Raw genomic sequence first — 24,654 nt, 5'->3', positions numbered from 1 at the left:
CGCCGCTGTTGCCGCCCACATCGCAAGAATTGTGATGAAAGTCACATGATTCGGCTGACGGTTTCGTGAGCCGCGGGACATCTTCTTCGATCCCACCGCGCGTTCTGTGGGTCAACGGGCCCTTCTGACCCATGTGGTATCGCTATGCCGTGGGGCGTGGAAGAGTGCTGCCCTCGCAGGAGCGGGCTTGTGGAAGTCCTGGCATCGGCGGACCATCGTAGAAGTAGCCATCACCGGGTCGGGAGTCTCATCATCGTCACCTAGCTAAGGAAACGTTGAAATGACCACGAAGATTGCTTCGACGCTCGCCGCGATTGCCATCACCTTGCTTGTCGGCACAGCTGCAGCTCCCGCTGCCTCTGCCGAACCGGTAACGCCGGCACCGACTCCTGCGCTGGGTTCGGTGGCCTTCTGCTTCAACATCCCGCTGGGCGTCTTCAGTTTCAGCATCTGTATCTGACGCCTGCCGAGCAGACCGAGTCGCGATTGGTCGAGCGGGTTGCTACTTCGCTCGCGGACACAGGCTCACGTTCATTGTCGGCATCGGTGCGGTTCGCAACACCGGGTCCATGTGCAGACCGAGGTAGGGCGCGAACTACTCGTGCCGGCGGTCGCACAGCGGTCGCCGGCGCGCGGGAGAGCCCGGAGGGCAAGGTCGGGCTCTTAGCAGTCAGTCGTCGATCAGCAGGTCGCGGATCTTCTTCTCGTAGAAGTCGATCGCCGACAACACGATCGGTAGGTCGTGGTAGTCGCATCTGGCCTCATCGAGGAATCTGCGCAGGTCCTCGCTGTCGTGCTGGCAACCGTAGTCCGTCGGGTACCGCTGTGCGGTGTGTGCGGGCGAGGCCCAGACCAGGCCGCGGGCGGCAAGGAGATCGTTGATGGCGCGCAGCTTCCCGGCCCGCACGGATAATTCCGACGAATGGTCCCGATAGATCTCCAACGCGGTGGGCGAATCCGGGAATGCGTTCTCGAGTCGGTCGGCAGTTGCTGCGGCGGTCACGGCATCCCAGATCGGCTGGGCGACCAGTGCCAGCAGGATCGGCGACCCGTCGAAGATCGCGGCTGCGGCCGGTTCGTCATTGATGTCGAGGCAGTTGCGTTCGAAGCACCAGAGCAGTTCGTCGATTTCGGTAGGCGGAGATTCGCGCTCGAATTCGGTCGCGTCGGCGTCGAGGACGAGCCTGCCGTCGTTCAGGCGGTCCAGGAAGTACCGCAGCAGCACGTCGGTGCCGAGGTCTTCGATAACTCCGTCGACCGCTCCCGACCGGTCGTAGTTGCCTGCAATCCCCAGTGAAATCGGTTGGTACACATCGCCATTGCGGCGGATCAACACCGCCGTCGCACCGATGCCGTCCAGGCCGATACCGGTGACCATGCACCGGCAGTCGTAGAAACCCATCGCGGCAGCCTATGTTCAGCGCACGGCGAGTGGATCCGGAGGAATGCCCAGGGGATAGAAGCCTGCACAACACTGCCATCGTGTCGGCGAGTCCGCGTGGCCCGCCTCAGGTGATGATCAAAAGCTCTGCAGGGGAGGCGATTTCGGTCTTCAGGCCCGACTTGGTCGCGATGCGGGCGACTGCGCGGATGTCGGTGGGGTCGGCACGGGTGAGGACCAGAGCCCTGGCGAGCAGACCCTTGTGGTGCTTGTTGAAATGGCTCACCACGGTCCGGGTGCCGTCGGGGTGTTCGGTCAGGACGTTGGCGGTGATCGCGCCGGGGACCCGCCCCAACTGCTGGTAGCTGCCCGAGCGGAGATCGATGACCAGCTCACCTGCGGCTTCGGCGTGCAGCGCCTCGGGAAGCGCGTCGCGCCATATCGCCGAAAGGGTGGGCAGGCCGGGGAGTTTGGAACCACCGGAAAGGCGGTAGGCGGGGATCGCGTCGGTGGCGCGGATGGCGCCGAACAATGCGGAGCCGATGGCGAGCCTGGCGTCGGCCTTGGCCCGCTGCGTCTTGGTGAAGGCGCGGGCGTCGAGAGCGTCGTAGAGGACGCCGGTGTAGCGCTCCAGCGCAGGCCGGGTCGGGGAGGTGCGCAGGCTCGCATTGCGGGCGATCTCGACGTCGGCTCCCTTGCCGAGACTGAGGACAATGCGGGCGTCGTCGGGGTCGGCCGCCAACTTGACCACCTCGTTGATCAGGCGGTCGCGTACCGGGGTGAGCTGCGGCATCGCCAACGACGTCAGGTCGAGGGGCGCGTCACAACCACCGTCGGACTTGGTTTCGGAAGGAGGCAGCAGCACCAGCACGAGCGGATACGGTACCGGCGTGCTCGGTCGGGGCTCGGAGGCGGTAGCCGGGGTAACTACGCAGAGCCCCCGATCAGGCCGAATTAGACCAATGCCTTGCAGACATCGCCCGGCCAGCGACTACCCTGTCGTTCCGTGATCACCCGCCTCTCCCGCCTGTTCCTGCGTACCCTGCGCGACGATCCCGCCGACGCCGAGGTGCCCAGCCACAAACTCCTCGTCCGCGCCGGATACGTGCGCCGGGTCGCCCCGGGTGTGTACTCGTGGCTGCCGCTGGGCCTGCGGGTGCTGCGCCGGGTCGAGAACGTCGTCCGGGAAGAGATGGACGCCATCGGCGCCCAGGAGATCTCGCTGCCCGCACTGCTGCCGCGCGAGCCGTACGAGACCACCAACCGGTGGACCGAATATGGTCCCGGCCTGTTCCGGCTGCAGGACCGTAAGGGCGCCGACTATCTGCTCGGCCCCACCCACGAGGAGCTGTTCGCGCTCACTGTGAAGGGCGAATACAACTCGTACAAGGATCTTCCGGTCACGTTGTATCAGATCCAGACCAAGTACCGTGACGAGGAACGTCCCCGCGCGGGCATCCTGCGTGGGCGCGAGTTCGTCATGAAGGACTCCTACTCCTTCGATCTGGACGAGGACGGACTGAAGCGCAGCTACCAGGCCCACCGCGATGCCTATCGCCGTATCTTCGAGCGGCTCCGCGTCGACTATGTAATCGTGGCCGCGACCTCGGGTGCGATGGGCGGCAGCGCGTCGGAGGAGTTCTTGGCCGAGAGCCCGGTCGGTGAGGACACCTATGTGCGCTGCGTCGAGTCCGGGTACGCGGCCAACGTGGAGGCCGTGGTCACGCCCGCGCCCGCGGCGATCCCGCTGGAAGGGCTGCGCGCGGCTGTTGTGCACGACACCCCCGACACCCCGACCATTGCGACGCTGGTCGATTGGGCCAATGGCGCAGGCATCGCGGAGAGCTACGGTCGTCCGGTCACCGCGGCCGACACCCTGAAGAACATCATGGTGAAGCTGCGCCATCCGGACGGCAAGACCGAAATCGTCGGCATCGGCATCCCCGGTGACCGGGAGGTGGACGACAAGCGCCTCGGCGTGTCGGTCGAACCCGCCGAGGTGGAATTGCTCACCGAGGCCGATTTCGCCGCCAATGATTTCCTGGTCAAGGGGTACATCGGGCCGAAGGCGTTGCTGGACAACGGTGTTCGCTACCTGGTCGACCCGCGAGTGGTGACCGGCACCGCGTGGATCACCGGCGCCGACGCGCCTGGCAAGCATGTGGTCGGCTTGGTCGCCGGCCGCGACTTCACCCCGGACGGCACCATCGAGGCCGCCGAGGTGCGCGACGGCGACCCCTCACCCGACGGCGCGGGCCCGCTGGTTTCGGCGCGCGGCATCGAGATCGGACACATCTTCCAGCTCGGCACCAAGTACACCGACGCGTTCGACGTCGATGTGCTCGGCGAGAACGGCAAGCCGGTCCGGCTCACCATGGGCTCTTACGGTGTCGGGGTGTCCAGGATGGTGGCTGTCATCGCGGAGCAGCAGCACGACGACAAGGGTCTGCGCTGGCCGCGCGAGGTCGCTCCGTTCGATGTGCACGTGGTGATCGCGAACAAGGACGAGTCCGCTCGCGACGGCGGCGAACAGGTTGCCGCACAACTGGATGCGGCGGGCCTCGAGGTCGTCCTCGACGATCGCAAGGCCTCGCCCGGTGTGAAATTCAAGGATTCCGAGCTGATCGGTGTGCCGCTGATCGTGGTGGTCGGCCGCGGCTGGGCCGAGGGCAAGGTCGAGATCCGCGACCGGTTCACCGGCGAATCCATCGAGGTACCAGCGGAATCGGTGGTGGATTCGGTGCTCGCGCAGGTCCGCGGCTGACGGTGGCTCAGTCCGTCACCTCGAGTGGCGGTTGCTGAGGGAGCGCCGCTGCGAACGACGCTCCATTCGGCGGGTTTTACCTAGCCCTCGACAACCGGACCAGGAAATAGAAAGCCCCGGCGGCTGCGGCAAACGCTGATGCAAAGCGGCCCAGTCGACCGGGGCTTCCTGGTGCTTGCGGATAAGGCTCACACCTCTTTTCTGGGCGCGGCGTCGGAACAAAGCCGCGGCCCTCGAACGGAGGTGTCGCGGATCTTGCCGAGCCGCCATCGACCATCGAGGTGTCTTCCTGTGTCGCGACGGGCCGGATGTATCGGACCTAGTGCGGAAAGCGCGTCCGACCTACGGTTCCGTAGGGAAGATTCGCCGGGCCGACTATGGTGGACCCCCTCCGGGCTGCTGTTACTCGCTGGTAAGTTAACCGACATGACGAGCACCGACGCGTTGTTGTTCAACCCCGCCACCTACGACCCACAGCAGTTCGACGCCGAGACGCGGCGACTGTTGAAGGCCACCATCGAGTGGTTCGAATCGCGGGGCAAGCGACAGCTGCTCACCGATGACGCGGACGCGGTGTGGGTGTCGGAGTTTCTCGAGTTCGCCAAGAAGGAAAAGCTGTTCGCGACCTTCCTGACGCCCGCCGCCTATGCCGACGGCGACGCGAACCGGCGCTGGGACGCGGCCCGCAATGCGGCGCTCTCAGAGATCTTCGGGTTCTACGGTCTCGCGTACTGGTACGCCGAGCAGGTCACCATCCTCGGCCTCGGCCCGATCTGGCAGAGCGACAACGAGGCCGCCAAGAAGCGGGCCGCCGCCGACCTCGCCGACGGCCAGGTGATGGCGTTCGGTCTGTCCGAGCGTGACCACGGCGCCGACATCTACAACACCGACCTGGTGCTGACGCCGACCGAACCCGGCAGCGCCGACGCCGAAGCGGGAATCCTGTTCCGCGCCAACGGCACCAAGTACTACATCGGCAACGGCAACGTCGCCAGCATGGTATCGGTGTTCTCACGCCGCTCCGACATCGAGGGCGCCGAGGGCTACGTGTGGTTCGCCGCCGACAGCCGCCACGACGACTACGAGCTGATCGACAACGTCATCCACGGCCAGCTCTACGTCAGCACCTTCGCGCTGCACAACTACCCGGTGACCGCCGAGGACATCCTCTCCACCGGTCCCGAAGCCTTCTCCGCCGCGCTGAACACCGTCAACGTCGGCAAGTTCAACCTCTGCCACGGCAGCATCGGCATGGTCGAGCATTCGTTCTACGAGGCGATCACCCACTCGAACAACCGCATCCTCTACGGCAACCCGGTCACCGACTTCCCGCATGTTCGGACGAACTTCGTCGATGCCTACGCCCGCATCACCGCGATGAAGCTGTTCAGCGACCGGGCCGTCGACTACTTCCGCACGGCCAGCCTCGAAGACCGCCGCTACCTGCTGTTCAACCCGATGACGAAGTCCAAGGTGACCTCCGAGGGCGAGACCGTCATGACGTTGCTGCTGGATGTGCTCGCCGCCAAGGGTTTCGAGAAGAACACCTACTTCGCCCAGGTCGCCCGCTACATCGGCACCCTGCCCCGGCTCGAAGGTACCGTGCACGTCAATGTCGGCCAGATCCTGAAGTTCATGCCGAACTACCTGTTCAACCCGAAGGAGTACCCGGAGGTCGGCACCCGCCTCGACGCGGCCGACGACGAGTTCTTCTTCCGGCAGGGCCCGGCGCGCGGTGCGGGCAAGGTGCAGTTCGCCGACTGGACCCCCGTCTACGACAAGCACACCGATGTCGCGAACGTGGCCCGCTTCTACGAGCAGGCCCAGGCCCTGCGCACCCTGCTGACCACGGCCGCCCCCGACGCCGACCAGCAGAAGGACCTGGACTTCATGCTGACCATCGGCCATCTGTTCTCCCTGGTGGTCTACGGCCAGCTGATCCTGGAGCAGGCCGCGATCACCGGCCTCGACCGCGACGTGCTCGACCTGATCTTCGACTTCCAGATCCGCGACTTCAACACCTACGCCACCACCCTCTACGGCAAGCCCACCGCGACTGCCGCACAGCAGGCGTGGGCCGTCGGCGCGCTGCGCACCCCGCTCGCGGACCGCGAGCGTTTCGACCGCGTCTGGAACCAGGTCGCCTCCTACGACGGCGCGTACACGATGCGCCCGTAGTCACCGCAACTCGACGGGATCGGCCGACCTCGGAGGGGGTCGGCCGATCCCGTTTTACCCCTGAGCGGGCGTACCGTGGCCGCGGTCGCTATCGGGACACTGACCACTTGCGGGTACCCGCAAACAAGTCGGATCCCAAAAGCACGGCTGTCTGTTCTGCCACCGTGCGTCAGCGGTCGGCGCCGGTCGCACGCGTCGGAGTGCGCTGTGGGCAGGACCGACCGACGGACGTCAAGCCATGCCCGGAAAGGCGACCGTCGGGGGGGCGGCGCCGAGGATCGCCTGCCAAGTGGCTTGGCGCAGAGCCGATTCGGTGAGCGCTTCGATGCCCATCCAGCGGACGAGTTCGGTGTCGGCGCGTTCGACCACGGAGCGCCAGGCGACCGCGCAGTCGGTTTCCACGGTGACCGCGAGGTTGGCCGCTGGGATCGGGTCGTCGATCGGGAACGGGGCCGTGTAGGCGGCATCCGGTGGTGGTGCGGTGGTGCCCGCCGCGGTCAGGGCCTCGACGGTGCTGTCGCGGCGGGCTCGGTGCGCGGCGGTGTATTGGGTGACGAGCCGGTCGCGTTCGGTGGAGGCGTAAGCGTCGATCACGCCGTAGGCGTATACCGCCGCGTATTCGGCGTTCAACGCGTCGATCAGGGCAAGGCGCTCGGCGTCGGTCATGCCAGCAGCACTCCCGCCTCGGTTGCGCAGGCCGCGCTGATGGAGGCCAACAGCCCTGCCCGGTAGCCCGATAGGGTGCGCGCGAGATCGCCGGCGGACTGTTGGGACGTGGCGAGACGATCACGTAACTGATCGATCGTCGGAGGTGTGAGGGGTGGTACGGCCGCACCCGCCGCCGTCGGTGCCGATCCCGTGTCGGCCGGGGTGTCCATCGAACGGGTGCGATGCGTCGGGGTGGTGCCATCGCCGAAGACCCCGATCACCCGGTTGATCTCGGCCCGCAAGGCATCGGCGTGCGCGGTGCGTTCGCTCGCGATCGTGGTCAGCGCGGCGTGCCGCTGCGGCGTCAGCGCGATCGCCGCGGTCGCTGCTACGGCGTCGGCGCGGGCCAGAACCTCTTGTGCGGCAAGCGGATCCGGCTCGTAGATCGTGTCGTCGGCGCAACCGACTGCCGCGCCGAGCGTCAGCGCGCCGACCGTGCCGCCACCGGCGATGCGCAATGCGGTGCGCCGGTCCACCGTCACGCGGTGACCGACCGATAAGCGGTCCGCGCAACCATGCCGGTCGATGGCGATGCCGGAGGTACACCCGGCGCGCGGCGGGGCATGATGGCGGATGGGCACGGCACCATCGTGCCAGATTCGCGCGGTGTCCCCGACCATCCGTCGACCGGCCTGTTCGCCGGAGACCGGCCGCCGCATACACAGGAAACTTGCCTCAGGCCGCTGGTCCTTTACACTCTCGTGGCGCGTTACGCTAGACCTTCGGTAGAGAATTTTCCCGCCACGTCACAACTGAACCAGGAGTCGCCCCATATGCCGATGCCGACCGAGGAAAGGCTGAGCCAGCTGGTTGCTGGACTCGTCGAACGCCGAGGATTCGACCTCGAGGGCGTCGAGATTTCGACGGCCGGCAAGCACGCGGAAGCGCAGGCTCGGGTGAAGGTGATCGTGGACAGCGACGACGCTGCGGATCTGGACACCATCGCGGAACTCAGCAGGGAGCTCTCCGAGCATCTCGACGAGGCAGGCGATTTCGGCGAGACGGAGTATCTGCTGGAAGTCACTACACCCGGCATCGATCGCCCGCTCACCGTCGAGCGGCACTGGCGTCGCGCCCGTGGGCGTAAAGTGCGGATCTCGCTACGACCCGGGGTGCCCGCCCCTGATTCGGGTGGATCGGACAAGTTCGAAGCCAGGGTCGGTGCGCTCACCGGCGGCACGGTGGCGCTGGTGCTCGGCGGCAAACGCAACCCGCATCGGGTCAGCGTCGCGCTCGCCGACATCGCCGAAGCCGTCGTCCAGGTCGAGTTTTCGCCGCCCGGTGCGGGTGAGCTCGAGCTTGCGGGTGGAGTTGTGCCCGGCCGTCCGCGGCCGGGACAGGAAGAAGAAGTTCTAGGAACGACCGATGCATTGTCCGAATCAATAACAGCGTCCGATTCGCCGACCGAAGGGATCGTGGAATGAACATCGAAATCGAAGCCCTGCGCGCGATTGTCGCCGACAAGGGGATCTCGATCGAGACCGTGATCTCCGCGATCGAGTCGGCATTGCTCACCGCCTACCGGCACACCGAGGGCCACCAGCCCAACGCGCGCATCGACATCAACCAGAAGACCGGCGTCGTGCGGGTGATGGCCATGGAGGTCGACGCCGACGGCAACATGATTTCCGAATGGGACGACACCCCAGAGGGATTCGGCCGGATCGCCGCGACCACCGCACGCCAGGTGGTGTTGCAGCGACTGCGCGATGCGGAGAACGAGAAGTCCTTCGGCGAGTTCGCCACCCATGAGGGCGACATCGTCGGCGGCGTCGTGCAGCGCGACGCGCGCGCCAACGCCCGCGGCACCATCGTGGTGCGCATCGGTAGCGAGATGCACGGGACCGAGGGCTTGATCCCGCCCGCCGAGCAGGTGCCCGGCGAAACCTACGAGCACGGCGACCGGATCAAGTGCTACGTCGTCGGCGTCTCGCGCGGCCCGCGCGGCCCGCAGATCACGCTGTCGCGGACGCACCCGAATCTGGTGCGCCGGCTGTTCGCGCTCGAGGTTCCCGAGATCGCCGACGGCTCGGTGGAGATCGTCGCGGTCGCTCGTGAAGCCGGGCACCGCTCCAAGATCGCGGTGCGCACCACCGTGCCGGGAGTCAACGCCAAGGGTGCCTGTATCGGCCCGATGGGGCAGCGGGTGCGCAATGTGATGAGCGAGCTGGCAGGCGAGAAGATCGACATCATCGATTTCGCGGAGGACCCGGCGACTTTCGTCGGCAATGCGCTCTCGCCGTCCAAAGTGGTATCGGTCACCATCGTCGATGCGGAGGCGCGCGCTGCGCGGGTCGTGGTGCCGGACTTCCAGCTCTCGCTGGCGATCGGCAAGGAGGGGCAGAATGCCCGCCTGGCGGCCCGCTTGACCGGCTGGCGCATCGATATCCGCAGCGACGCGGCCCCTGACATGGGCGGCAGTGTGCGAACGGAAGCGCATCGAAGTTGACCGACACCGCTCGCGGTGAGCCGCGTATGGGCCTGATACCGGATGCTTCGGATGACATGTTGGTAACTTCCGCGGGGGCGGGGTTCGGTGATCTGACCGGGGCAGCGGTAGAGTGGTCTCAGGTTCAACGCGAGCCTTCGGTTTCCTTGCCCGACCGCACCAGCCAGCAGCCAGCGACGCCCCAGCGTCCGGCAGCTCCGGTGCGGACTTGCATCGGATGCCGAAAGCACGAGTTGGCCGTCGACCTGTTGCGGATCGTGGCGCGGGAATGTGAGACCGGCACAAATGGTTCTCATGCTTTTGCGATCGTTCCCGATCCACAGCGCAGACTTCCCGGACGGGGTGCCTGGTTGCACCCCGTTTCGGTTTGTTTGACCGCAGCAGAGCGACGCCGAGCATTCGGCAGAGCACTACGAGTGTCCGGACATCTGGATATCTCAGCCCTGGAGAAGTACCTCGAGAACAGGCACGAGCACTCATGAGCACACCGTGAAGCACCAACGATGAACGTCCATCGGAGATAACCCGAGGTCGTGCGGGCCCGCCTTCCCTAGGCGGAGGCACTGCTCGACCTCTCAGTGAGGAGAGCAGTGGCAGGCAAAGCCCGCGTGCACGAGTTGGCCAAAGAACTCGGTGTCACAAGCAAAGAACTACTCGCAAAGCTCAAGGAGCAGGGCGAGTTCGTGAAGTCGGCGTCCTCGACGGTGGAAGCACCCGTCGCACGTCGGCTGCGCGAGTCGGTGGCGGCGAAGTCCGCACCGGCCAATGGAGCAGCCAAGTCCGAGGCGCGGCCCGGATCGGCGTCGACGACCCGTCCGGCCGCCAAGCCCACCCCGGGTGGCCCGCGTCCGGGTCCACGTACTCCGGCTCCGGCCCCGGCAGCCACCCCCGCGGCTCCGGCCGCACGGGAAACCGCTGAGCCCGTCGCCCGGCCCGCCGAGCGCGTCGCCGACGCGGTGCGCCCCGGTCCGGCCGTGAAGCCGGCTCCCGCGGCCCCGGTCGCGCGCGAATCGGCGCCGGTTCAGGACGCCGCACAGTCGGCTCCCGCGGCGAAGGCTGCTCCGGCTCCGGCCGGTCCGCGCCCGACCCCAGGTGGTCCGCGGCCCGGTCAGCCGCAGCAACAGCGCCCCGGCACCCCCGCGCAGGGCTCCGGCCCGCGCCCCGGTGGTCCCGCGGGCGGTCCGAAGCCAGGCCCCAAGACCCCTCGGGTCGGCAACAATCCGTATTCCTCGGCTCCCGAGCGTGAGCGCCCCGCGCCGCGTCCTGCCCCCGGCCAAGGCGGTCCTCGCCCGGGTCCCGGGCACGGTCCGCGTCCCGGCGCACCCGCGCAGGGCGGCGCCCGTCCGGCTCCCGGTCAGGGCGGTCCCCGTCCGGCCGCTGGTCAGGGTGGTCCCCGTCCGGGTGGACCGCGGCCGAGCCCCGGCTCGATGCCGCCGCGCCCGAATCCCGGTGCCATGCCTGCTCGTTCGGCCCGTCCGGGTCCGGGCGGCGGCGCGGGTGCCGGTCGTCCGGGCGGTCCCGGCGGTCGTCCGGGTGGACCCGGCGGTCGTCCCGGTGGCGGTGGCGGTGGCTACCGCGGCGGTCCCGGTGGCGGTGGCGGTGGCGGCACGGGTGCGCCCGGTGCCGGTGCGGGTGCTCCCGCGGCGGGCGGTTTCCGTGGTCGTCCCGGTGGCGGCGGTGGTCGTCCCGGCGGTCCCGGTGGCCGTGGTGGCGCAGCCGGTGCCTTCGGTCGTCCCGGCGGCGCGGTCCGTCGTGGCCGCAAGTCGAAGCGGGCGAAGCGCGCCGAGTACGAGAACATGCAGGCGCCCGCCGTCGGCGGCGTGCGGCTGCCGCGCGGCAACGGCGAGATCATCCGTCTCGCCCGCGGCGCATCGCTGTCGGACTTCGCGGAGAAGATCGACGCCAACCCGGCCTCGCTGGTCCAGGCGCTGTTCAACCTCGGCGAAATGGTCACCGCTACCCAGTCGGTGAACGACGAGACCCTCGAGCTGCTCGGCAGCGAGATGAACTACGTCGTGCACGTCGTCAGCCCGGAGGACGAGGATCGCGAGCTGCTCGAAAGCTTCGACCTCACCTACGGCGAGGACGAGGGTGGCGAGGAAGACCTGCAGATCAGGCCGCCGGTGGTGACCGTCATGGGTCACGTCGACCACGGTAAGACCCGACTGCTCGACACGATCCGTAAGGCCAACGTCCGTGAGGGCGAGGCCGGTGGCATCACCCAGCACATCGGCGCCTACCAGGTGCTGACGCACGTCAACGACGAAGACCGACTGATCACCTTCATCGACACCCCGGGTCACGAGGCGTTCACCGCCATGCGTGCTCGTGGTGCGAAGGCCACCGACATCGCGATCCTGGTGGTCGCGGCCGACGACGGCGTCATGCCGCAGACGGTGGAAGCGATCAACCACGCCCAAGCGGCCGACGTGCCGATCGTGGTGGCGGTCAACAAGATCGACAAGGAAGGCGCGAACCCGGACAAGATCCGGCAGCAGCTGACCGAATACGGTCTGGTGACCGAGGAGTACGGCGGCGACACCATGTTCGTCGACATCTCCGCCAAGCAGGGCACCAACATCGAGGCGCTGCTGGAAGCGGTCGTGCTGACCGCGGACGCATCGCTGGACCTGCGGGCCAACCCGGACATGGACGCCCAGGGTGTCGCCATCGAGGCGCACCTCGACCGCGGCCGTGGTCCGGTGGCAACCGTGCTCATCCAGCGCGGCACGCTGCGTGTCGGCGACTCGATCGTGGCGGGCGACGCCTACGGTCGCGTCCGTCGCATGGTCGACGAGCACGGCGAGGATGTTGTTGCGGCGCTGCCGTCGCGACCGGTCCAGGTCATCGGCTTCACGTCGGTGCCGGGCGCCGGTGACAACCTCCTGGTTGTCGACGAGGACCGCATCGCACGTCAGATCGCCGACCGCCGCAATGCGCGTAAGCGCAACGCACTGGCCGCTCGCAGCCGCAAGCGGATCAGCTTGGAAGATCTGGATGCCGCACTGAAGGAGACTTCGGAGCTGAACCTGATCCTCAAGGGCGACAACTCCGGTACCGTCGAGGCCCTCGAAGAGGCGCTGCTCGGTATCCAGGTGGACGACGAGGTGCGTCTGCGGGTCATCGACCGTGGTGTCGGTGGTGTCACCGAGACCAACGTCAACTTGGCGTCGGCGTCGAACGCGATCATCATCGGGTTCAACGTCCGTGCCGAGGGCAAGGCGACCGAGTTGGCCAACCGCGAAGGCGTGGACATCCGGTACTACTCGGTGATCTACCAGGCCATCGATGAGATCGAGAAGGCCCTCAAGGGCATGCTCAAGCCGATCTACGAAGAGGTCGAGCTGGGTCGCGCCGAGATCCGCGCGATCTTCCGGTCCTCCAAGATCGGCAACATCGCCGGCTGCATGGTTACCTCCGGTTCGGTCAAGCGCAATGCGAAGGCCAGGCTGCTGCGTGACAACGTGGTGATCGCCGAGACGATGTCGATCTCCTCCCTGAAGCGTGAGAAGGATGACGCCGCAGAGGTCCGCGAGGGCTTCGAATGCGGTATGACCGTCACCTACTCCGACATCAAGGAAGGCGACATCATCGAGGCCTACGAGCTGCGCGAGAAGCCGCGCGACTGATAGCCGCAACAGCGTCGCGCCCGCCCGTCACCCCGGCGAAAGCCAGGGCTCGGGTGGGCGCGACCTGACGGCGCTATCGTCTCGATACTGAAGAATCTCGACACTGAAGAGGTGTGCGTGTACCTCGGTGCACTGGAGTTCGACATCCTGCTCGGTGACGTGCATTCACTGAAGGAGAAGCGTTCGGTGATCCGGCCGGTGCTGGCCGAGCTGCAACGCTTCGGGGTGAGTGCCGCCGAAGGCGGGGAACACGATCGGCATCGCCGGTCGTTGCTGGGAGTCGCCATGGTCAGTTCCGGAATGGATCATCTGACCGAGGTGCTCGACAAATGTGAGCGGCACGTTGCCGCCCGTCCGGAGTTAGAGTTGCTGGCAGTGCGCCGCAGGGTCTTCGGACCCGAAGACTGACGTTTTATTGTGAGGAGGGTTCAGCCATGGTGGATCAAGCCAGGGCACGCCGACTCGCCAAGCGGATTTCCGCGATCGTGGCGACCGCGATCGAGTACGAGGTGAAGGATCCGCGCCTGAATTTCGTGACCATCACCGACGCCAAGGTCTCCCCGGATCTGCGGGACGCCAAGGTGTACTACACGGTGCTGGGCGAAAGCTTGGACGTCGAACCCGATTACGAGGGTGCGGCCATGGGCCTGGAGAAGGCGAAGGGCGTGCTGCGTTCGAAGGTGGGCGCAGGCACCGGCGTGAAGTTCACCCCGACGCTGGCCTTTGTGCTCGACAAGGTGCCGGAGGTGGCTGCGGACATGGAGGCATTGCTGGCCAAGGCCAAAGCCGCCGACGAAGCGGTGGCGAAGGTGGCGGCCACCGCTACCCACGCAGGCGAGTCCGATCCGTACAAGGTCGAACGCGACACCGACGAGTGACATGCGGTAGGCAATGACGACGATGCCCGAAGCAGTTGGTCTCGGCGCGGCGGATCTCGATGCGGCCGTCGCGGCATTGGCGGCCGCACGCTCGGTCACCATCCTGTGCCACGTGCAGCCCGATGCCGACACCATCGGCAGCGGGCTGGCATTGGCGTTGATCCTGCATCGTCGCGGCATTCCGGTGTGGGTGTCGTTCGCCGAACCGGCCGATTTGCCCGTTTCGATGCGGTCGTTGCCAGGCGCGCATCATTTGGTCGCGCCGGAGCAGGTACCGCGTGAGGTGGACCTGCTGGTGGCCGTGGACTGCGGCAGCGCGGGCAGGCTCGGCGCTTTGGCCGACCGATTGTCCGGTGCCGCAACAACACTGGTGCTCGATCATCACCGATCCAACACCAGGTTCGGTACGGTCAATGTGGTCGATCCGAACGCGGAGTCGACGACCAGCGTGCTCGTCCGGTTGCTCGACGCGTGGCAGGTGCCGATCGATCCCGAAGTGGCGCACTGCCTTTACGCAGGGCTTGTCACCGACACCGGCTCGTTCCGGTGGGTTCGGCCCGGCACCCACCGTTTGGCCGAGCGACTGCTGGCCACCGGTATCGACGGTGCGGAGATCTCCCGCACGCTGATGGACACCCATCCGTTCAACTGGCTGCCGATGCTGTCGCGCGTCCTGGGCTCCGCGCAGTTGGTGCCCTCGGCGAATGGCGGCACGGGCCTGGTGTACGCGTTCGTACGTCGCGCCGATGTGGCCGAGGTCAGCTCGGAAGAAGCGGAGAGTGTCGTCGACATCGTCCGCACCACCGCCGAAGCAGGCGTTGCCGCGGTCTTCAAGGAGTCACGCACCATCCAGGAGCGCTGGACGGTGTCGCTGCGTTCCCGCGACACCACACCCGGCAGCGCCGACGGCGTCGACGTGGCCGCGATAGCAACTGCCTTGGGTGGCGGCGGACATCGCTTCGCTGCCGGTTACACCACCAACGGCACGCCCGAATCCATTGTCGCGGCACTGCTGGCCGCTCTCGGGTGAGCGGGTGAGTACTGAGGACCTCGGCGGGGGCGCTGGGCACGAGTCCATCGTGGTTGCCGCGCCGCCGGAGCGCGCTGATCCGGCGGCGAATGCCGGGCCGAGGCGGATTCTCGGACTTGCGGTGCCGACGCTGGGTGTGCTCGTCGCCGAACCGATCTATCTGCTGTTCGACCTTGCGGTGGTCGGTCGGCTCGGGGCGTTGGCGCTGGCCGGGCTTGCGGTCGGGGGATTGATTCTGGCTCAGGCGAGTTCGCAGCTGACCTTCTTGTCCTACGGCACCACCGCGCGCGCTGCCCGCAGGCATGGTGCAGGGGATGAGCGCGGTGCGGTGGCCGAGGGCGTGCAGGCGACGTGGATCGCCGTCGTATTGGGGGCGCTGATCGTCATTGCGGTGCAGCTGTTCGCGACTCCGCTGACGAATGTGATCGCAGGCGGTGGGGATATCGCGGCTGAGGCGCTGCTCTGGGTGCGGATCGCGTTGTTCGGTGTCCCGCTGATCCTGATTTCGATGGCGGGCAACGGATGGCTGCGTGGGGTACAGCAGACCCGTCGACCGTTGTTGTTCGTGGTTGCCGGGCTGTCGGTTTCGGGTGTGCTGTGCCCAGTACTGGTGCACGGGCTGCTCGGTGCACCACGCCTCGAGCTGCCAGGATCTGCTGTGGCCAATGTTGCCGGGCAGGCCGTGACGGCCGTGTTGTTCCTCAGTGCTCTGGTGCATGAACGGATTTCGCTCGCTCCGCACTGGTCGGTTATGCGTGCGCAGTTGGTGCTCGGTCGCGACCTGATCGTCCGCAGTCTCGCCTTCCAAGCCTGTTTCGTCTCGGCGGCCGCCGTCGCCGCCCGATTCGGCGCTGCCTCCGTCGCCGCCCACCAATTGGTCCTGCAACTCTGGAATTTCCTTGCCTTGACACTGGATTCGCTCGCGATCGCCGCGCAAACCCTGGTCGGAGCCGCGCTCGGTGCAGGCGACTCGCGGGGCGCACGCAGCCTGGCACGTCGCATCACTCGCTGGTCGGAGCTCTTCGCATTGATCTTGGCGGCGTTCTTCGCCGCGGGCGTCGTAGTGATACCGAAACTCTTCACCGACGACCCCGCCGTGTTGGACCGCACACACGTCGCGTGGTGGTTCTTCGTCGCCATCATCCCGGTCGCAGGCATCGTCTTCGCGCTCGACGGCGTCCTGCTCGGCGCGGGCGACGCGGCCTACCTGAGGACCACCACCCTCGGCGCAGCGCTGCTCGGCTTCCTCCCCGCGATTTGGCTATCGCTTGCCTTCGACTGGGGTCTTGCCGGGATCTGGTCCGGCCTTGTCGGATTCATGCTGCTGAGGTTGATCGCCGTGGTCTGGCGGGCCGAGTCGGGCCGATGGGCGCAGGTCGGCATGGAAATTCCCGGACGGGGCCGCGCAGCCGCCTGAGCCTGGAAGACTCGCCGGTGTCGAGCTCAGCTCTCCGCGGTGTGCTGAGCAGAGCTCAATGCGCCCGGCGGGGTACCCGGCTCAGCCTTCCGCAACTCGGGTACCGGACGGCTGGCTTCCAACGTGGTCCACTGGCAGTGGATGCGTTGTCGGAGTAATCCCGCGGATGGCAGACAAGGCGAGCTGCCCCGATCGGCTGGGTCGCATCAGCGCTCGACGTAGCGTCGGACGACCACCGTTGCGGGGCGAATGGAGCGGCCGGAGACGGTGAGGCCGGGTTGGATCAGACCATCGACGGTGCGATCCGCCGTCGGGTCGTCGGTTGGCGAGACGTCGGACGCCTCCATGGTGAGCGCGTCGAAGGGTGAGTTGGGTCGGGGTGTGACGAGGGATCCGCCGCGGCCGACGATGAGGCGCTCGACGCGAGTGGCCATGGCGTCGAAGGCATCACGTTCGCGGGGGGACTGCGCGGTGGCGACGCAGGCGGCGGTGTCGGCGTACAGGGCGAACAGTTCGACGACCAAGGGAAGATCGGCTCCCGCGCGGTCCCGATCGGCACGTGCCTTCGCCGTATCGATCATGCGCTCGATCGTCGCGGCCTGGCGGGCGATCACGCGGGACAGGTCCTCGATGCGCTCGGCGAGTTGATCGATCGTGGTCTTCGGATCTTCGATCGACCGGGCGGCTGGTTCCGTCATATTCGCACCATAACCGGACGTGATCAATCGGGTTGGGCGCCGGCCGGATTCGGCGGTGTTCGCGGCTGGGAATCGGTCGGATCCGGCTGCTACCATCGCGTCTCATGGGGGTTTACGGCATCGACCTGGGCACCACGAACTCGGCCATCGCGCGCATCGACGCCGACGGCCGACCCGAAATCATGGTCGGGATGACCGGTGACTCGACGGTTCCCTCGGTGGTGCTGTTCGCGTCCGCGAACGATCATCTCGTCGGTGAAGGCGCCCGGCGGCAGGCCCGGCTGGATCCGGAACATGTGTGCGCGTTGGTCAAACGCCGCATGGGCGACAGCGAGTGGCGGTTCGCGGCACACGGGAAGACCTGGTCGGCGCCCGCGGTATCGGCGCTGATCTTGAAAAGCCTTGCCTCCGACGCTGAATTCGGTGGTGGCGAGCCGGTCAAACGTGCCGTCATCACTGTCCCCGCCTATTTCGGTGACGAGGAGCGTCGCGCGACGATCCAGGCGGGCACCTATGCCGGTCTCGATGTTGCCGGTGTGCTGTCGGAGCCGATCGCCGCGGCGCTGTCCTATGGGTTCGGCCGCCTCGACGGCAGTATGGCTATCGATAAGCACCCGGCGCGCGAGACCGTGCTCGTCTACGACCTCGGCGGTGGCACGTTCGACGCCACTGTCATCGAGCTCGCCGATCGCCGCATCTCGGTGCTCGCGGTCGAGGGCGACCATCAGCTCGGCGGTGCCGATTGGGACGAGCGGATCGCCCTGTATCTGTCGCAGCAATTCTGCGTGGCCAATCCGGATGCCGAAGACCCGCTGGACGATTCGGCGGGATCGCAGATGCTGGTGCTGGCCGCCGAACGGGCCAAACGTGAGTTGACCGACGCCGACCACACCGATGTGGTGGTCGCCCACGACGGTGCAAGGGCCGTCATCTCGCTGACCCGCGACGACGTCGAGACCATGACCGCTTCACTGATGCAGCGCACGATAGATCTCACCCGCGACTGCTTGGCCGCGGCGAGTAAGCGCGGCGTCTCGTCCGTCGACCGCTTGCTGCTGGTCGGCGGTTCGTCCCGAATGCCCATGGTGGAGCGTGAACTTCAACGGGAGCTGGGGCTGGCCGGTGAACTGAGCGATCCCGATCTTTCTGTGGCACGCGGCGCCGCGCTGTACGGGGAGAAGCTCGAGATGGAGCGGCTGATCATCGCCGACCTGGTGACCAGGGGCCGGCTCCGCGACGGAGCGGGCATCCGGGATGCGCCGCAACAGGATCTGGACAATGCGATCGGGCGGGTCGCCGCGTCGTTCGGGCAGCCGGTGAGCCTGGTGCGCCGGATGCTGGAAATTCAGGTCGACACGGTCGTCTCGCGCGGATTCGGTGTGCTCGCGCTGGACCAGCGGTACGGGTTGGCGGCGACCTGGCTGGTCAATCGGAATCAGACGTTGCCGGTGCGGGTGCGGCGGTCCTTCGGCACGGTCCGCCCGGACCAGGACGAGATCGCCCTGACCGTGGTCGAGCAGCAGGGGCAAGCCGCGTCGATGCGGCCGGAGGACACGAAAGTACTGATAGAGGGGCGCATTCGGGGGATTCCGCCCGGGTATCCCGAAGGCAGCGAGGTGCGGGTGACCTTCGAAATGGGTTTCGACGGCGTGCTGCACGTGACGGCCCATCACATCGATGCCGACATTCCGTTGGTCCTGTCGACCCAGACCGGGGCGACATTGTCACAAGTCGACGTCGAGCGTGAGCTGGATCAGGTCCAGCGCTCGCGCCGGCGCAGTAGCTGAGTCACCTGATGGAGGCATTCGACCCGAACGACTATCGCAAGCGTGTGCTGGCCGGCGTCGAGCGCAGAGGCGGCATCGAGCACTCGGATCCGTTCGAGCTCTACGACATTCCGCTGGCGGAAGCAGAAACGCTGAGCGACGCCGAGGTGGCCGCACGGGTCGCCGAGGTGTGGGGTTTCTGGCAGCGTCAGCGCGATCATCCGAAGTACCGGGTGCTGGTGGGGCTGCTTGTCGATGCGCACTCCATTTTGTCGGGGCTGATGCTCGTGGCGGGAACGCGGCGGGCCGAGGCGGCGCGGGTGCGCGAGCGCCGTGCCCAGCGCGACGCGGATCGATACGACATGCTCGATACCGCGATATCCCGCTTGGTGCAGCGCTACGGCGGCGTACCGGCCGGAAAAGTCGAGGGGCTGACCGAGATCGGCGCGATGGGCGGGCTCACTGCCGCGGAGGTTGCGACGCGGATGCGCAGGCACCGAGTCATCGCTGACGCCGAACCCGCCGCTCCCAGCGTGCTCACCGACCAGCGCAGGCGGCAGATCCGCCAGCTGCTCGCTGAATGGGAGCGGCTGCTGGAGGGACCGCCGACGCCGACCTTGTTCGCCCTGCTCCGAGTGGATTCCACGAACGCGGGCCGGACTCGCGAGATTCGGCTGCGTGCCGAGGCATTGCGCGCCCGGTCTCGGGAACTGCCGCCGGGGCGGGTTCGAGTGGTGTTGGATGAACTGCTGGTTCATGTTCACGACGTGCTCGAGTCCGGTGACGCTGCCATTGCGGAATACCTGCGCGCGGTGGCGGAGGATGTCGCCGCCGAGCTTCGCCCGAAGGTCAGGGCCGCGGTGCTCGTAGAAGACGAGCTCGTCGGTACGGACTTCCAGTATCTCCTCGACGAGGCTGTCGCGTTGGGGCTCGACCGCGCCGGCGCCACTCGGCTGCTTACCGGGCTCGCCGCGGAACTCGGTGCTTCCGTGGAGGATTCGTCGCACGGCGTGCCACCCCGAACACCTACGTCGTCCGATACATCACTGCCGAGGACCGCGCCGCGTGGCACGACCGCACCCCGACCGCGAACCGCATCGACGTCGAGTACGTCGCCGACTCGATCGGGAACGCCGGTGCCTCGGCAATGGGAGGCGCCGTTGAAGGCGGCACGCGCGGCGTTGCGAGCCGGCCGTCCGAGCGAAGCGGCGCGTCAGGTCGCCGAGGCACGTCGGCTCCTCGGCGCCGATGATGACGGCCTGACACCCATCAGGTCGGTCGCCGACGAAGTGGATCGAGTGCTCGCGACGGCCGCAGCGCAGTGGCGCAGCGCGAGCGCGGCTTGCGCGGCGAAGCGATACGTCGAGGCCGTGCCGTACCTGGAGTCCTTGCAGCGCACCGCCTCCGACGTGCCGCCCCCACAGCGGGGGCGTACCCTCGACGAACTACTTGCCGAAGCACGGGCGGCGATCGCCGAAGCGGACCGGCTCGTTGCCGCAGCACAGGCGGGGCCCGCCGAGGCACTGCTGCGCGGTCTGCTCGACGCCAAAGCTATCTGCGCCGACCATGAAGGCGCAGCAGCCGCGCTCGCGCAGGCGCCTGTCGAGGCGCCGGCCCGTGTCGAAGCCACCCGCACCGCAACCGGATCGGTCCTGGTGGTCTGGTCACCATCATCGACTGCCACAGTCGATTACCGAGTGACCCGCCTGCAACCGGAGGGCTCCTGGCGCGTAGTCGGCCGCACCCGAGCCACCGAACTCGAAGACGGTGGCGCACCCGCAGGCCGGCTGCCCGTCTACGCGGTAGCCGCCGCAGTCGCCGGGAAGTACTCGGAGATCACCCGATCCGACACCGCACGCACCCTGCATCCCGGCGCCGAGTCGCCGAAACAACTTGGTGAGCAACAACTCTCACTATCCGAACCTGCGCTGGACGATTCGATACCGGCGTCGACCGATCCCGAGGTCCGTCCCATGCCCGCGCAGGGCGATCCTGGCGATTCGCCGGGTGCCGCTGTGTCATCGTCCGACGATGCTGTGCCCGCTACGGGCGATGACCGGCATTCGCCTCGTGATTACGGCTATTCGAGGGGTGATGGTGAGTTCTCGCCGGAGCGTCGCGGAAATGTGCAGAGTCATGGTGCGACCTCGCCGGTCGAGCCGGAGCATTCGCAGGGTCGTCCGCAGGGCGATGGCGGTGACTCGTCCGGCGAGCATGCGTCCTCGCCGGCCGAAAGCGAGTATCCGCTGGCCGATCGGGGGCGCTCCGACGGCGATCGTGCACCGGCACAAGATGATCCCGCATACCGGCACGATGATCCCGCTTCCGGCGGGATCCCCACTGTCACGGGCTTGGCCGAGCAAAACGGCCTGCTGGTGTTCACCTGGCCGAGTGGTGTCACCGAGGTGATGGTTGTCATCCGTGCCGACGAACCGCCGAGCACCTCGGACGACCCGTGCGCCCGCGCGTGGAAGGTCACCAATATGCGCTACGAGATCGACGGCGGCGTCCGCATCCCCGAGGGTATAGACCGCCCCTGCCACATCGCGATCGCGTCATGCCGTCGCGACGCCACGGGAAAGCTCACTGTTGCAATAGGTTTCGCAGACACAGCCCGAATCCACTGGGAACGCTAGCCGGTTTCTCGTAAGTGGCGATCGGACGTCGTTGCTGCGGCCGATGCTCCTCCAACCGGGCAATCCAACGCAAACACAACCTCGGCTAGCTGGCCGTCCGCGCCGCACTCGCCTCGACCACACCACCACCGCTGGCCCACTTGCCTACCGCACACTCCGGCGCTGCATCGCCGAAGTCCGCGGCCCCGGCCGGGCCGCAAACCTGCCGACTCGGCTCACCTTCAGTGACAATTCCGCCGCCGAGCTCTTGCCACTCGAAGTGAGCCATCCAGGTCGCAACCCTGCGCCTGGCTCATACTCCCAGGCGCCGGACATCAGCGCGCCGCATGCGGCGAGCGTGCGGTGGTCTGTGCTGAGCGCGTGCTCGCGGGTGGTGAGTGGTGGGCGAGGGAGCGGGTCGGCGGGCGGAGAGTGGTGTGGCTGTGCCAATGTAGGTGTGGTGATACCCAAGTTGATGGCGGTGAGCGACGTTCATGTCGGCCACCAGGGGAATCGTCCGGTGGTCGAGGAGATCAGGGCGGATTCGCCGGAGGACTGGTTGATCGTCGCCGGGGACGTGGCGGAGAAGAGCGACGACATCCGGTGGACGCTCGAGCTGTTGCGCGGCCGGTTCGCGAAGGTGATCTGGGTGCCGGGTAACCACGAATTGTGGACCACGGCAAAGGACCCGGTCCAGATGCACGGTGCGGCGCGATACGACTATCTGGTGTCGATCTGCCGCGATCTCGATGTGCTCACGCCAGAGGATCCGTTCCCGGTATGGGAGGGCGCAGGCGCGGAGGAGCACGGCGGACGGGTGACCTTGGCCCCGATGTTCCTGCTCTACGACTACTCGTGGCTGCCTGCAGGGACCACCACGAAGGCCGAGGGACTGGCCGTCGCCCGCGACCGCAACGTAGTGGCGACCGACGAGTTCTTGCTGTCGCCGGACCCGTTCGCGACCCGCGACGCCTGGTGCCATGCCCGAGTACAGGTCACCCAGCGCAAGCTGGACGCACTCGCGCCCGGCACGCCGTTGGTGATGATCAACCACTTCCCGCTGGTTCGCCAACCCACCGACGTGTTGTTCTACCCGGAGTTCGCCCTCTGGTGTGGCACCGACCTGACCGCCGACTGGCACACCCGATACAACGTGGTGTGCTCGGTCTACGGCCACCTGCACATCCCGCGCACCTCCTACTACGACGGCGTCCGATTCGAAGAGGTCTCCCTCGGTTACCCCCGCGAATGGCAACGCCGCGGCCTGCCCGACCGCCTGCTGCGCCAGATCCTGCCTGCCCCGGAGTACCCGCCGGGCTCGCTGAACAGTTGGGGCGGCCATTTCAAGGTCACGCCGGAAATGGAAGCGGCCGCCGCCGAAATGCGGAGCAAAGCAGAACGTCGCCGCGGAGTCTGACTCCGCATGCTCGCGCCATCCAGGCTGGACTACGCTCGTTGGCGATGATCGAGAAAATTCTGCCTGCTGGTGTGGCCTCGGCCGAGCTGTTGGAGTACCCGGAGGAGCTGACGGCGCATCCGGCGGAGGAGCATCTCATCGCGAAGTCGGTGGAGAAGCGGCGTCGGGACTTCATCGGAGCCCGGCATTGCGCGCGACTCGCGTTGGCGGAGCTCGGCGAGCCGCCGGTGGCCATCGGTAAAGGGGAGCGGGGTGCGCCGGTGTGGCCGCGCGGCATCGTCGGGAGCCTGACGCACACCGATGGGTATCGGGCGGCGGCGCTGGCGCACAAGCTGCGGTTCCGGTCTGTCGGGATCGATGCGGAACCGCATGGTCCGCTGCCCGAGGGCGTGCTGGATTCGGTGAGCCTGCCGCCGGAGCGGGAGTGGCTCACCAGCGCGAGCCCTCTCGTTGCCGTGCATCTCGACCGACTGCTGTTCTGTGCCAAGGAAGCCACCTACAAGGCATGGTGGCCGCTGACGTCGCGTTGGCTCGGCTTCGAGGACGCGCACATCACCTTTACCGTCGATGAGAGCTCCGACGGTGCCGGTACCGGAACCTTCCACAGCGAGCTGCTGGTGCCAGGGCAGACCAATGACGGTGGCGTGCCGTTGACCTCCTTCGACGGTCGCTGGATGATCGGCGACGGGCTCATTCTCACCGCGATTGTGCACGGCTGATGGCCGGCTCGACGGTGCGTCCCGATGTGCTCGGCGGTCTGCTGATCGTGGACAAAGACGGCGGCTGGACCAGCCACGATGTGGTAGCGAAGTGTCGGAAGCTGTTGCGCACCAAGAAGGTCGGTCACGCGGGCACATTGGACCCGATGGCCACCGGGGTGCTCGTGCTCGGCGTGGAGCGCGCCACCAAGCTGCTCGGGCTGCTCACCCTCACCACCAAGGCCTACACTGCGACCATTCGCCTCGGCCAGGCCACCACCACCGACGACGCCGAGGGCGAGGTGCTCGCAACGACACCGGCGAACCACCTGTCCGATGGCGAAATCGCCATGGCCACAGCGGAACTGACCGGCAATATCGAACAGGTGCCTGCCACCGTCAGCGCGATCAAGGTGAACGGCGAACGCGCCTACGCGCGCCATCGCGCCGGTGAGGACGTGCAGCTCGCCGCCCGTCCCGTGACGGTGTCCCGCTTCGATGTTTTGGCCCGCCACGATATTTCGGACGGCGATTTCGTAGACCTCGACGTCGAAGTCGAATGCTCGTCGGGCACCTACGTGCGCGCGCTGGCCCGCGACCTCGGTGCCGCTCTCGGCGTCGGTGGCCACCTGACCGTGTTGCGCCGCACCCGAGTCGGTCCCTTCACCCTCGAACATGCACGCACCCTGGACGAATTGGCGCTCGCCGCGGAAGCCGACAACCCGCTGCTGAGCTTGGGCATGGACAACGCCGTCCGGACCGCCTTTCCACACCGCACGATCAGCGCGCAGGAGGCCGAGTCGCTGCGCGACGGGCGTTGGCTCGAGCCGATCGGCATCAAGGGTGTGCATGCCGCGCTCACCGAGGACGGAACAGCCATTGCGCTGCTGGAGGAGAGCGGTAAGCGCGCTGCCTCGGTGATGGTCGTGCGTCCGCGCGGGTTGGTCGACTGAATCGTGCCCGTGCTGTCGGACTACACCAATGTCTACGACACGGCGCTGAATATTCTGCGAGACAAGCGATATC

General features: G+C 67.1%; 21 protein-coding genes. 16 read left to right on the top strand and 5 right to left on the bottom strand.

What is annotated here, in order from left to right; genetic code table 11:
• Positions 1-280 precede the first annotated feature (280 nt).
• A complete protein-coding gene (locus OHA42_RS31715) occupies positions 281-460 on the top strand; it encodes a hypothetical protein (RefSeq protein WP_328403828.1) in 180 nt (59 codons plus the stop codon).
• A gap of 210 nt (positions 461-670) precedes the next feature.
• On the opposite strand, the gene OHA42_RS31710 is transcribed toward OHA42_RS31715, so the two are convergent.
• Both OHA42_RS31710 and yaaA read right to left on the bottom strand, forming a co-directional pair.
• On the bottom strand, positions 671-1,402 hold the full coding sequence (locus OHA42_RS31710; RefSeq protein ID WP_406231393.1) for a hypothetical protein: 732 nt from the start codon (positions 1,400-1,402) through the stop codon (positions 671-673).
• Between the two features lie 106 nt (positions 1,403-1,508).
• Entirely contained in the window at positions 1,509-2,252 is a 744-nt protein-coding gene (gene yaaA / locus OHA42_RS31705) for a peroxide stress protein YaaA (RefSeq protein ID WP_406231392.1), read from the bottom strand.
• 135 nt (positions 2,253-2,387) lie between these two features.
• Here yaaA and OHA42_RS31700 point away from each other — a divergent pair, with 135 nt between their 5' ends.
• The gene (locus tag OHA42_RS31700) at positions 2,388-4,145 is read left to right on the top strand and encodes a proline--tRNA ligase (protein ID WP_406231391.1); all 1,758 of its coding nucleotides are present in this window, start codon (positions 2,388-2,390) and stop codon (positions 4,143-4,145) included.
• 426 nt (positions 4,146-4,571) lie between these two features.
• Positions 4,572-6,323 (top strand): acyl-CoA dehydrogenase family protein, encoded by a 1,752-nt coding sequence (locus tag OHA42_RS31695; RefSeq protein ID WP_406231390.1) that lies wholly within the window; start codon positions 4,572-4,574, stop codon positions 6,321-6,323.
• 231 nt (positions 6,324-6,554) lie between these two features.
• On the opposite strand, the gene OHA42_RS31690 is transcribed toward OHA42_RS31695, so the two are convergent.
• Together OHA42_RS31690 and OHA42_RS31685 are read right to left on the bottom strand one after the other, a co-directional pair.
• Complete coding sequence (locus tag OHA42_RS31690) at positions 6,555-6,989, bottom strand: ferritin-like domain-containing protein (RefSeq protein ID WP_406231389.1); 435 nt, start codon at positions 6,987-6,989, stop codon at positions 6,555-6,557.
• Positions 6,986-7,507 carry a hypothetical protein gene (locus OHA42_RS31685; RefSeq protein ID WP_406239728.1) on the bottom strand — a complete coding sequence of 174 codons (522 nt, stop codon included), beginning with the start codon at positions 7,505-7,507 and terminating at the stop codon, positions 6,986-6,988. The genes OHA42_RS31690 and OHA42_RS31685 overlap by 4 nt, the downstream gene beginning before the upstream one ends.
• A 297-nt stretch (positions 7,508-7,804) precedes the next feature.
• Here OHA42_RS31685 and rimP point away from each other — a divergent pair, with 297 nt between their 5' ends.
• The 8 genes from rimP to OHA42_RS31645 all read left to right on the top strand — a co-directional run bounded on the left by rimP (position 7,805) and on the right by OHA42_RS31645 (position 16,434).
• A complete protein-coding gene (gene rimP, locus OHA42_RS31680; protein WP_406231388.1) occupies positions 7,805-8,455 on the top strand; it encodes a ribosome maturation factor RimP in 651 nt (216 codons plus the stop codon).
• Complete coding sequence (nusA, locus tag OHA42_RS31675) at positions 8,452-9,480, top strand: transcription termination factor NusA (protein ID WP_406231387.1); 1,029 nt, start codon at positions 8,452-8,454, stop codon at positions 9,478-9,480. The genes rimP and nusA overlap by 4 nt, the downstream gene beginning before the upstream one ends.
• 146 nt (positions 9,481-9,626) lie before the next feature.
• Positions 9,627-9,962, top strand: a complete 336-nt coding sequence (locus tag OHA42_RS31670) for a YlxR family protein (RefSeq protein WP_406239726.1) — start codon at positions 9,627-9,629, stop codon at positions 9,960-9,962.
• A gap of 108 nt (positions 9,963-10,070) precedes the next feature.
• Entirely contained in the window at positions 10,071-13,109 is a 3,039-nt protein-coding gene (gene infB, locus OHA42_RS31665) for a translation initiation factor IF-2 (RefSeq protein WP_406231386.1), read from the top strand.
• Positions 13,110-13,226: 117 nt separating this feature from the next.
• On the top strand, positions 13,227-13,517 hold the full coding sequence (locus OHA42_RS31660) for a DUF503 domain-containing protein (RefSeq protein ID WP_406239724.1): 291 nt from the start codon (positions 13,227-13,229) through the stop codon (positions 13,515-13,517).
• Positions 13,518-13,543: 26 nt separating this feature from the next.
• Positions 13,544-13,987 (top strand): 30S ribosome-binding factor RbfA, encoded by a 444-nt coding sequence (rbfA, locus tag OHA42_RS31655; protein ID WP_406231385.1) that lies wholly within the window; start codon positions 13,544-13,546, stop codon positions 13,985-13,987.
• Between the two features lie 13 nt (positions 13,988-14,000).
• Positions 14,001-15,017 carry a bifunctional oligoribonuclease/PAP phosphatase NrnA gene (locus OHA42_RS31650; RefSeq protein ID WP_406231384.1) on the top strand — a complete coding sequence of 339 codons (1,017 nt, stop codon included), beginning with the start codon at positions 14,001-14,003 and terminating at the stop codon, positions 15,015-15,017.
• A 49-nt stretch (positions 15,018-15,066) separates the two neighbouring features.
• On the top strand, positions 15,067-16,434 hold the full coding sequence (locus tag OHA42_RS31645; RefSeq protein ID WP_406239722.1) for an MATE family efflux transporter: 1,368 nt from the start codon (positions 15,067-15,069) through the stop codon (positions 16,432-16,434).
• Positions 16,435-16,640: 206 nt separating this feature from the next.
• On the opposite strand, the gene grpE is transcribed toward OHA42_RS31645, so the two are convergent.
• Positions 16,641-17,132 carry a nucleotide exchange factor GrpE gene (grpE, locus tag OHA42_RS31640; protein ID WP_406231383.1) on the bottom strand — a complete coding sequence of 164 codons (492 nt, stop codon included), beginning with the start codon at positions 17,130-17,132 and terminating at the stop codon, positions 16,641-16,643.
• 104 nt (positions 17,133-17,236) lie between these two features.
• Here grpE and OHA42_RS31635 point away from each other — a divergent pair, with 104 nt between their 5' ends.
• The 5 genes from OHA42_RS31635 (at position 17,237) to truB (ending at position 24,581) form a co-directional block, all read left to right on the top strand.
• Complete coding sequence (locus tag OHA42_RS31635; protein WP_406231382.1) at positions 17,237-18,919, top strand: Hsp70 family protein; 1,683 nt, start codon at positions 17,237-17,239, stop codon at positions 18,917-18,919.
• Positions 18,920-18,927: 8 nt separating this feature from the next.
• Entirely contained in the window at positions 18,928-21,534 is a 2,607-nt protein-coding gene (locus OHA42_RS31630) for an Ig-like domain repeat protein (protein WP_406231381.1), read from the top strand.
• A 439-nt stretch (positions 21,535-21,973) separates the two neighbouring features.
• On the top strand, positions 21,974-22,930 hold the full coding sequence (locus OHA42_RS31625) for a metallophosphoesterase family protein (RefSeq protein WP_406239720.1): 957 nt from the start codon (positions 21,974-21,976) through the stop codon (positions 22,928-22,930).
• Between the two features lie 44 nt (positions 22,931-22,974).
• Entirely contained in the window at positions 22,975-23,649 is a 675-nt protein-coding gene (gene npt / locus OHA42_RS31620) for a 4'-phosphopantetheinyl transferase Npt (RefSeq protein WP_406231380.1), read from the top strand.
• A complete protein-coding gene (truB, locus tag OHA42_RS31615) occupies positions 23,649-24,581 on the top strand; it encodes a tRNA pseudouridine(55) synthase TruB (protein ID WP_406231379.1) in 933 nt (310 codons plus the stop codon). The genes npt and truB overlap by 1 nt, the downstream gene beginning before the upstream one ends.
• Positions 24,582-24,654: the final 73 nt, after the last annotated feature.

This window comes from Nocardia sp. NBC_01009 (assembly GCF_045208035.1).
GTDB lineage: Bacteria > Actinomycetota > Actinomycetes > Mycobacteriales > Mycobacteriaceae > Nocardia.
The sequence above is the reverse complement of the archived record's forward strand: the minus strand, read 5'-3'. Positions and strand labels throughout refer to the sequence as shown.

Excerpts from the sequence above, each read along its gene's own strand:
- OHA42_RS31715 (WP_328403828.1), top strand. The coding sequence starts at position 281 with ATGACCACGAAGATTGCTTCGACGCTCGCCGCGATTGCCATCACCTTG.
- OHA42_RS31710 (WP_406231393.1), bottom strand. The coding sequence starts at position 1,402 with ATGGGTTTCTACGACTGCCGGTGCATGGTCACCGGTATCGGCCTGGAC.
- OHA42_RS31695 (WP_406231390.1), top strand. The coding sequence starts at position 4,572 with ATGACGAGCACCGACGCGTTGTTGTTCAACCCCGCCACCTACGACCCA.
- OHA42_RS31690 (WP_406231389.1), bottom strand. The coding sequence starts at position 6,989 with ATGACCGACGCCGAGCGCCTTGCCCTGATCGACGCGTTGAACGCCGAA.
- rimP (WP_406231388.1), top strand. The coding sequence starts at position 7,805 with ATGCCGATGCCGACCGAGGAAAGGCTGAGCCAGCTGGTTGCTGGACTC.
- nusA (WP_406231387.1), top strand. The coding sequence starts at position 8,452 with ATGAACATCGAAATCGAAGCCCTGCGCGCGATTGTCGCCGACAAGGGG.
- rbfA (WP_406231385.1), top strand. The coding sequence starts at position 13,544 with ATGGTGGATCAAGCCAGGGCACGCCGACTCGCCAAGCGGATTTCCGCG.
- OHA42_RS31650 (WP_406231384.1), top strand. The coding sequence starts at position 14,001 with ATGACGACGATGCCCGAAGCAGTTGGTCTCGGCGCGGCGGATCTCGAT.
- grpE (WP_406231383.1), bottom strand. The coding sequence starts at position 17,132 with ATGACGGAACCAGCCGCCCGGTCGATCGAAGATCCGAAGACCACGATC.
- OHA42_RS31635 (WP_406231382.1), top strand. The coding sequence starts at position 17,237 with ATGGGGGTTTACGGCATCGACCTGGGCACCACGAACTCGGCCATCGCG.
- OHA42_RS31630 (WP_406231381.1), top strand. The coding sequence starts at position 18,928 with ATGGAGGCATTCGACCCGAACGACTATCGCAAGCGTGTGCTGGCCGGC.
- npt (WP_406231380.1), top strand. The coding sequence starts at position 22,975 with ATGATCGAGAAAATTCTGCCTGCTGGTGTGGCCTCGGCCGAGCTGTTG.
- truB (WP_406231379.1), top strand. The coding sequence starts at position 23,649 with ATGGCCGGCTCGACGGTGCGTCCCGATGTGCTCGGCGGTCTGCTGATC.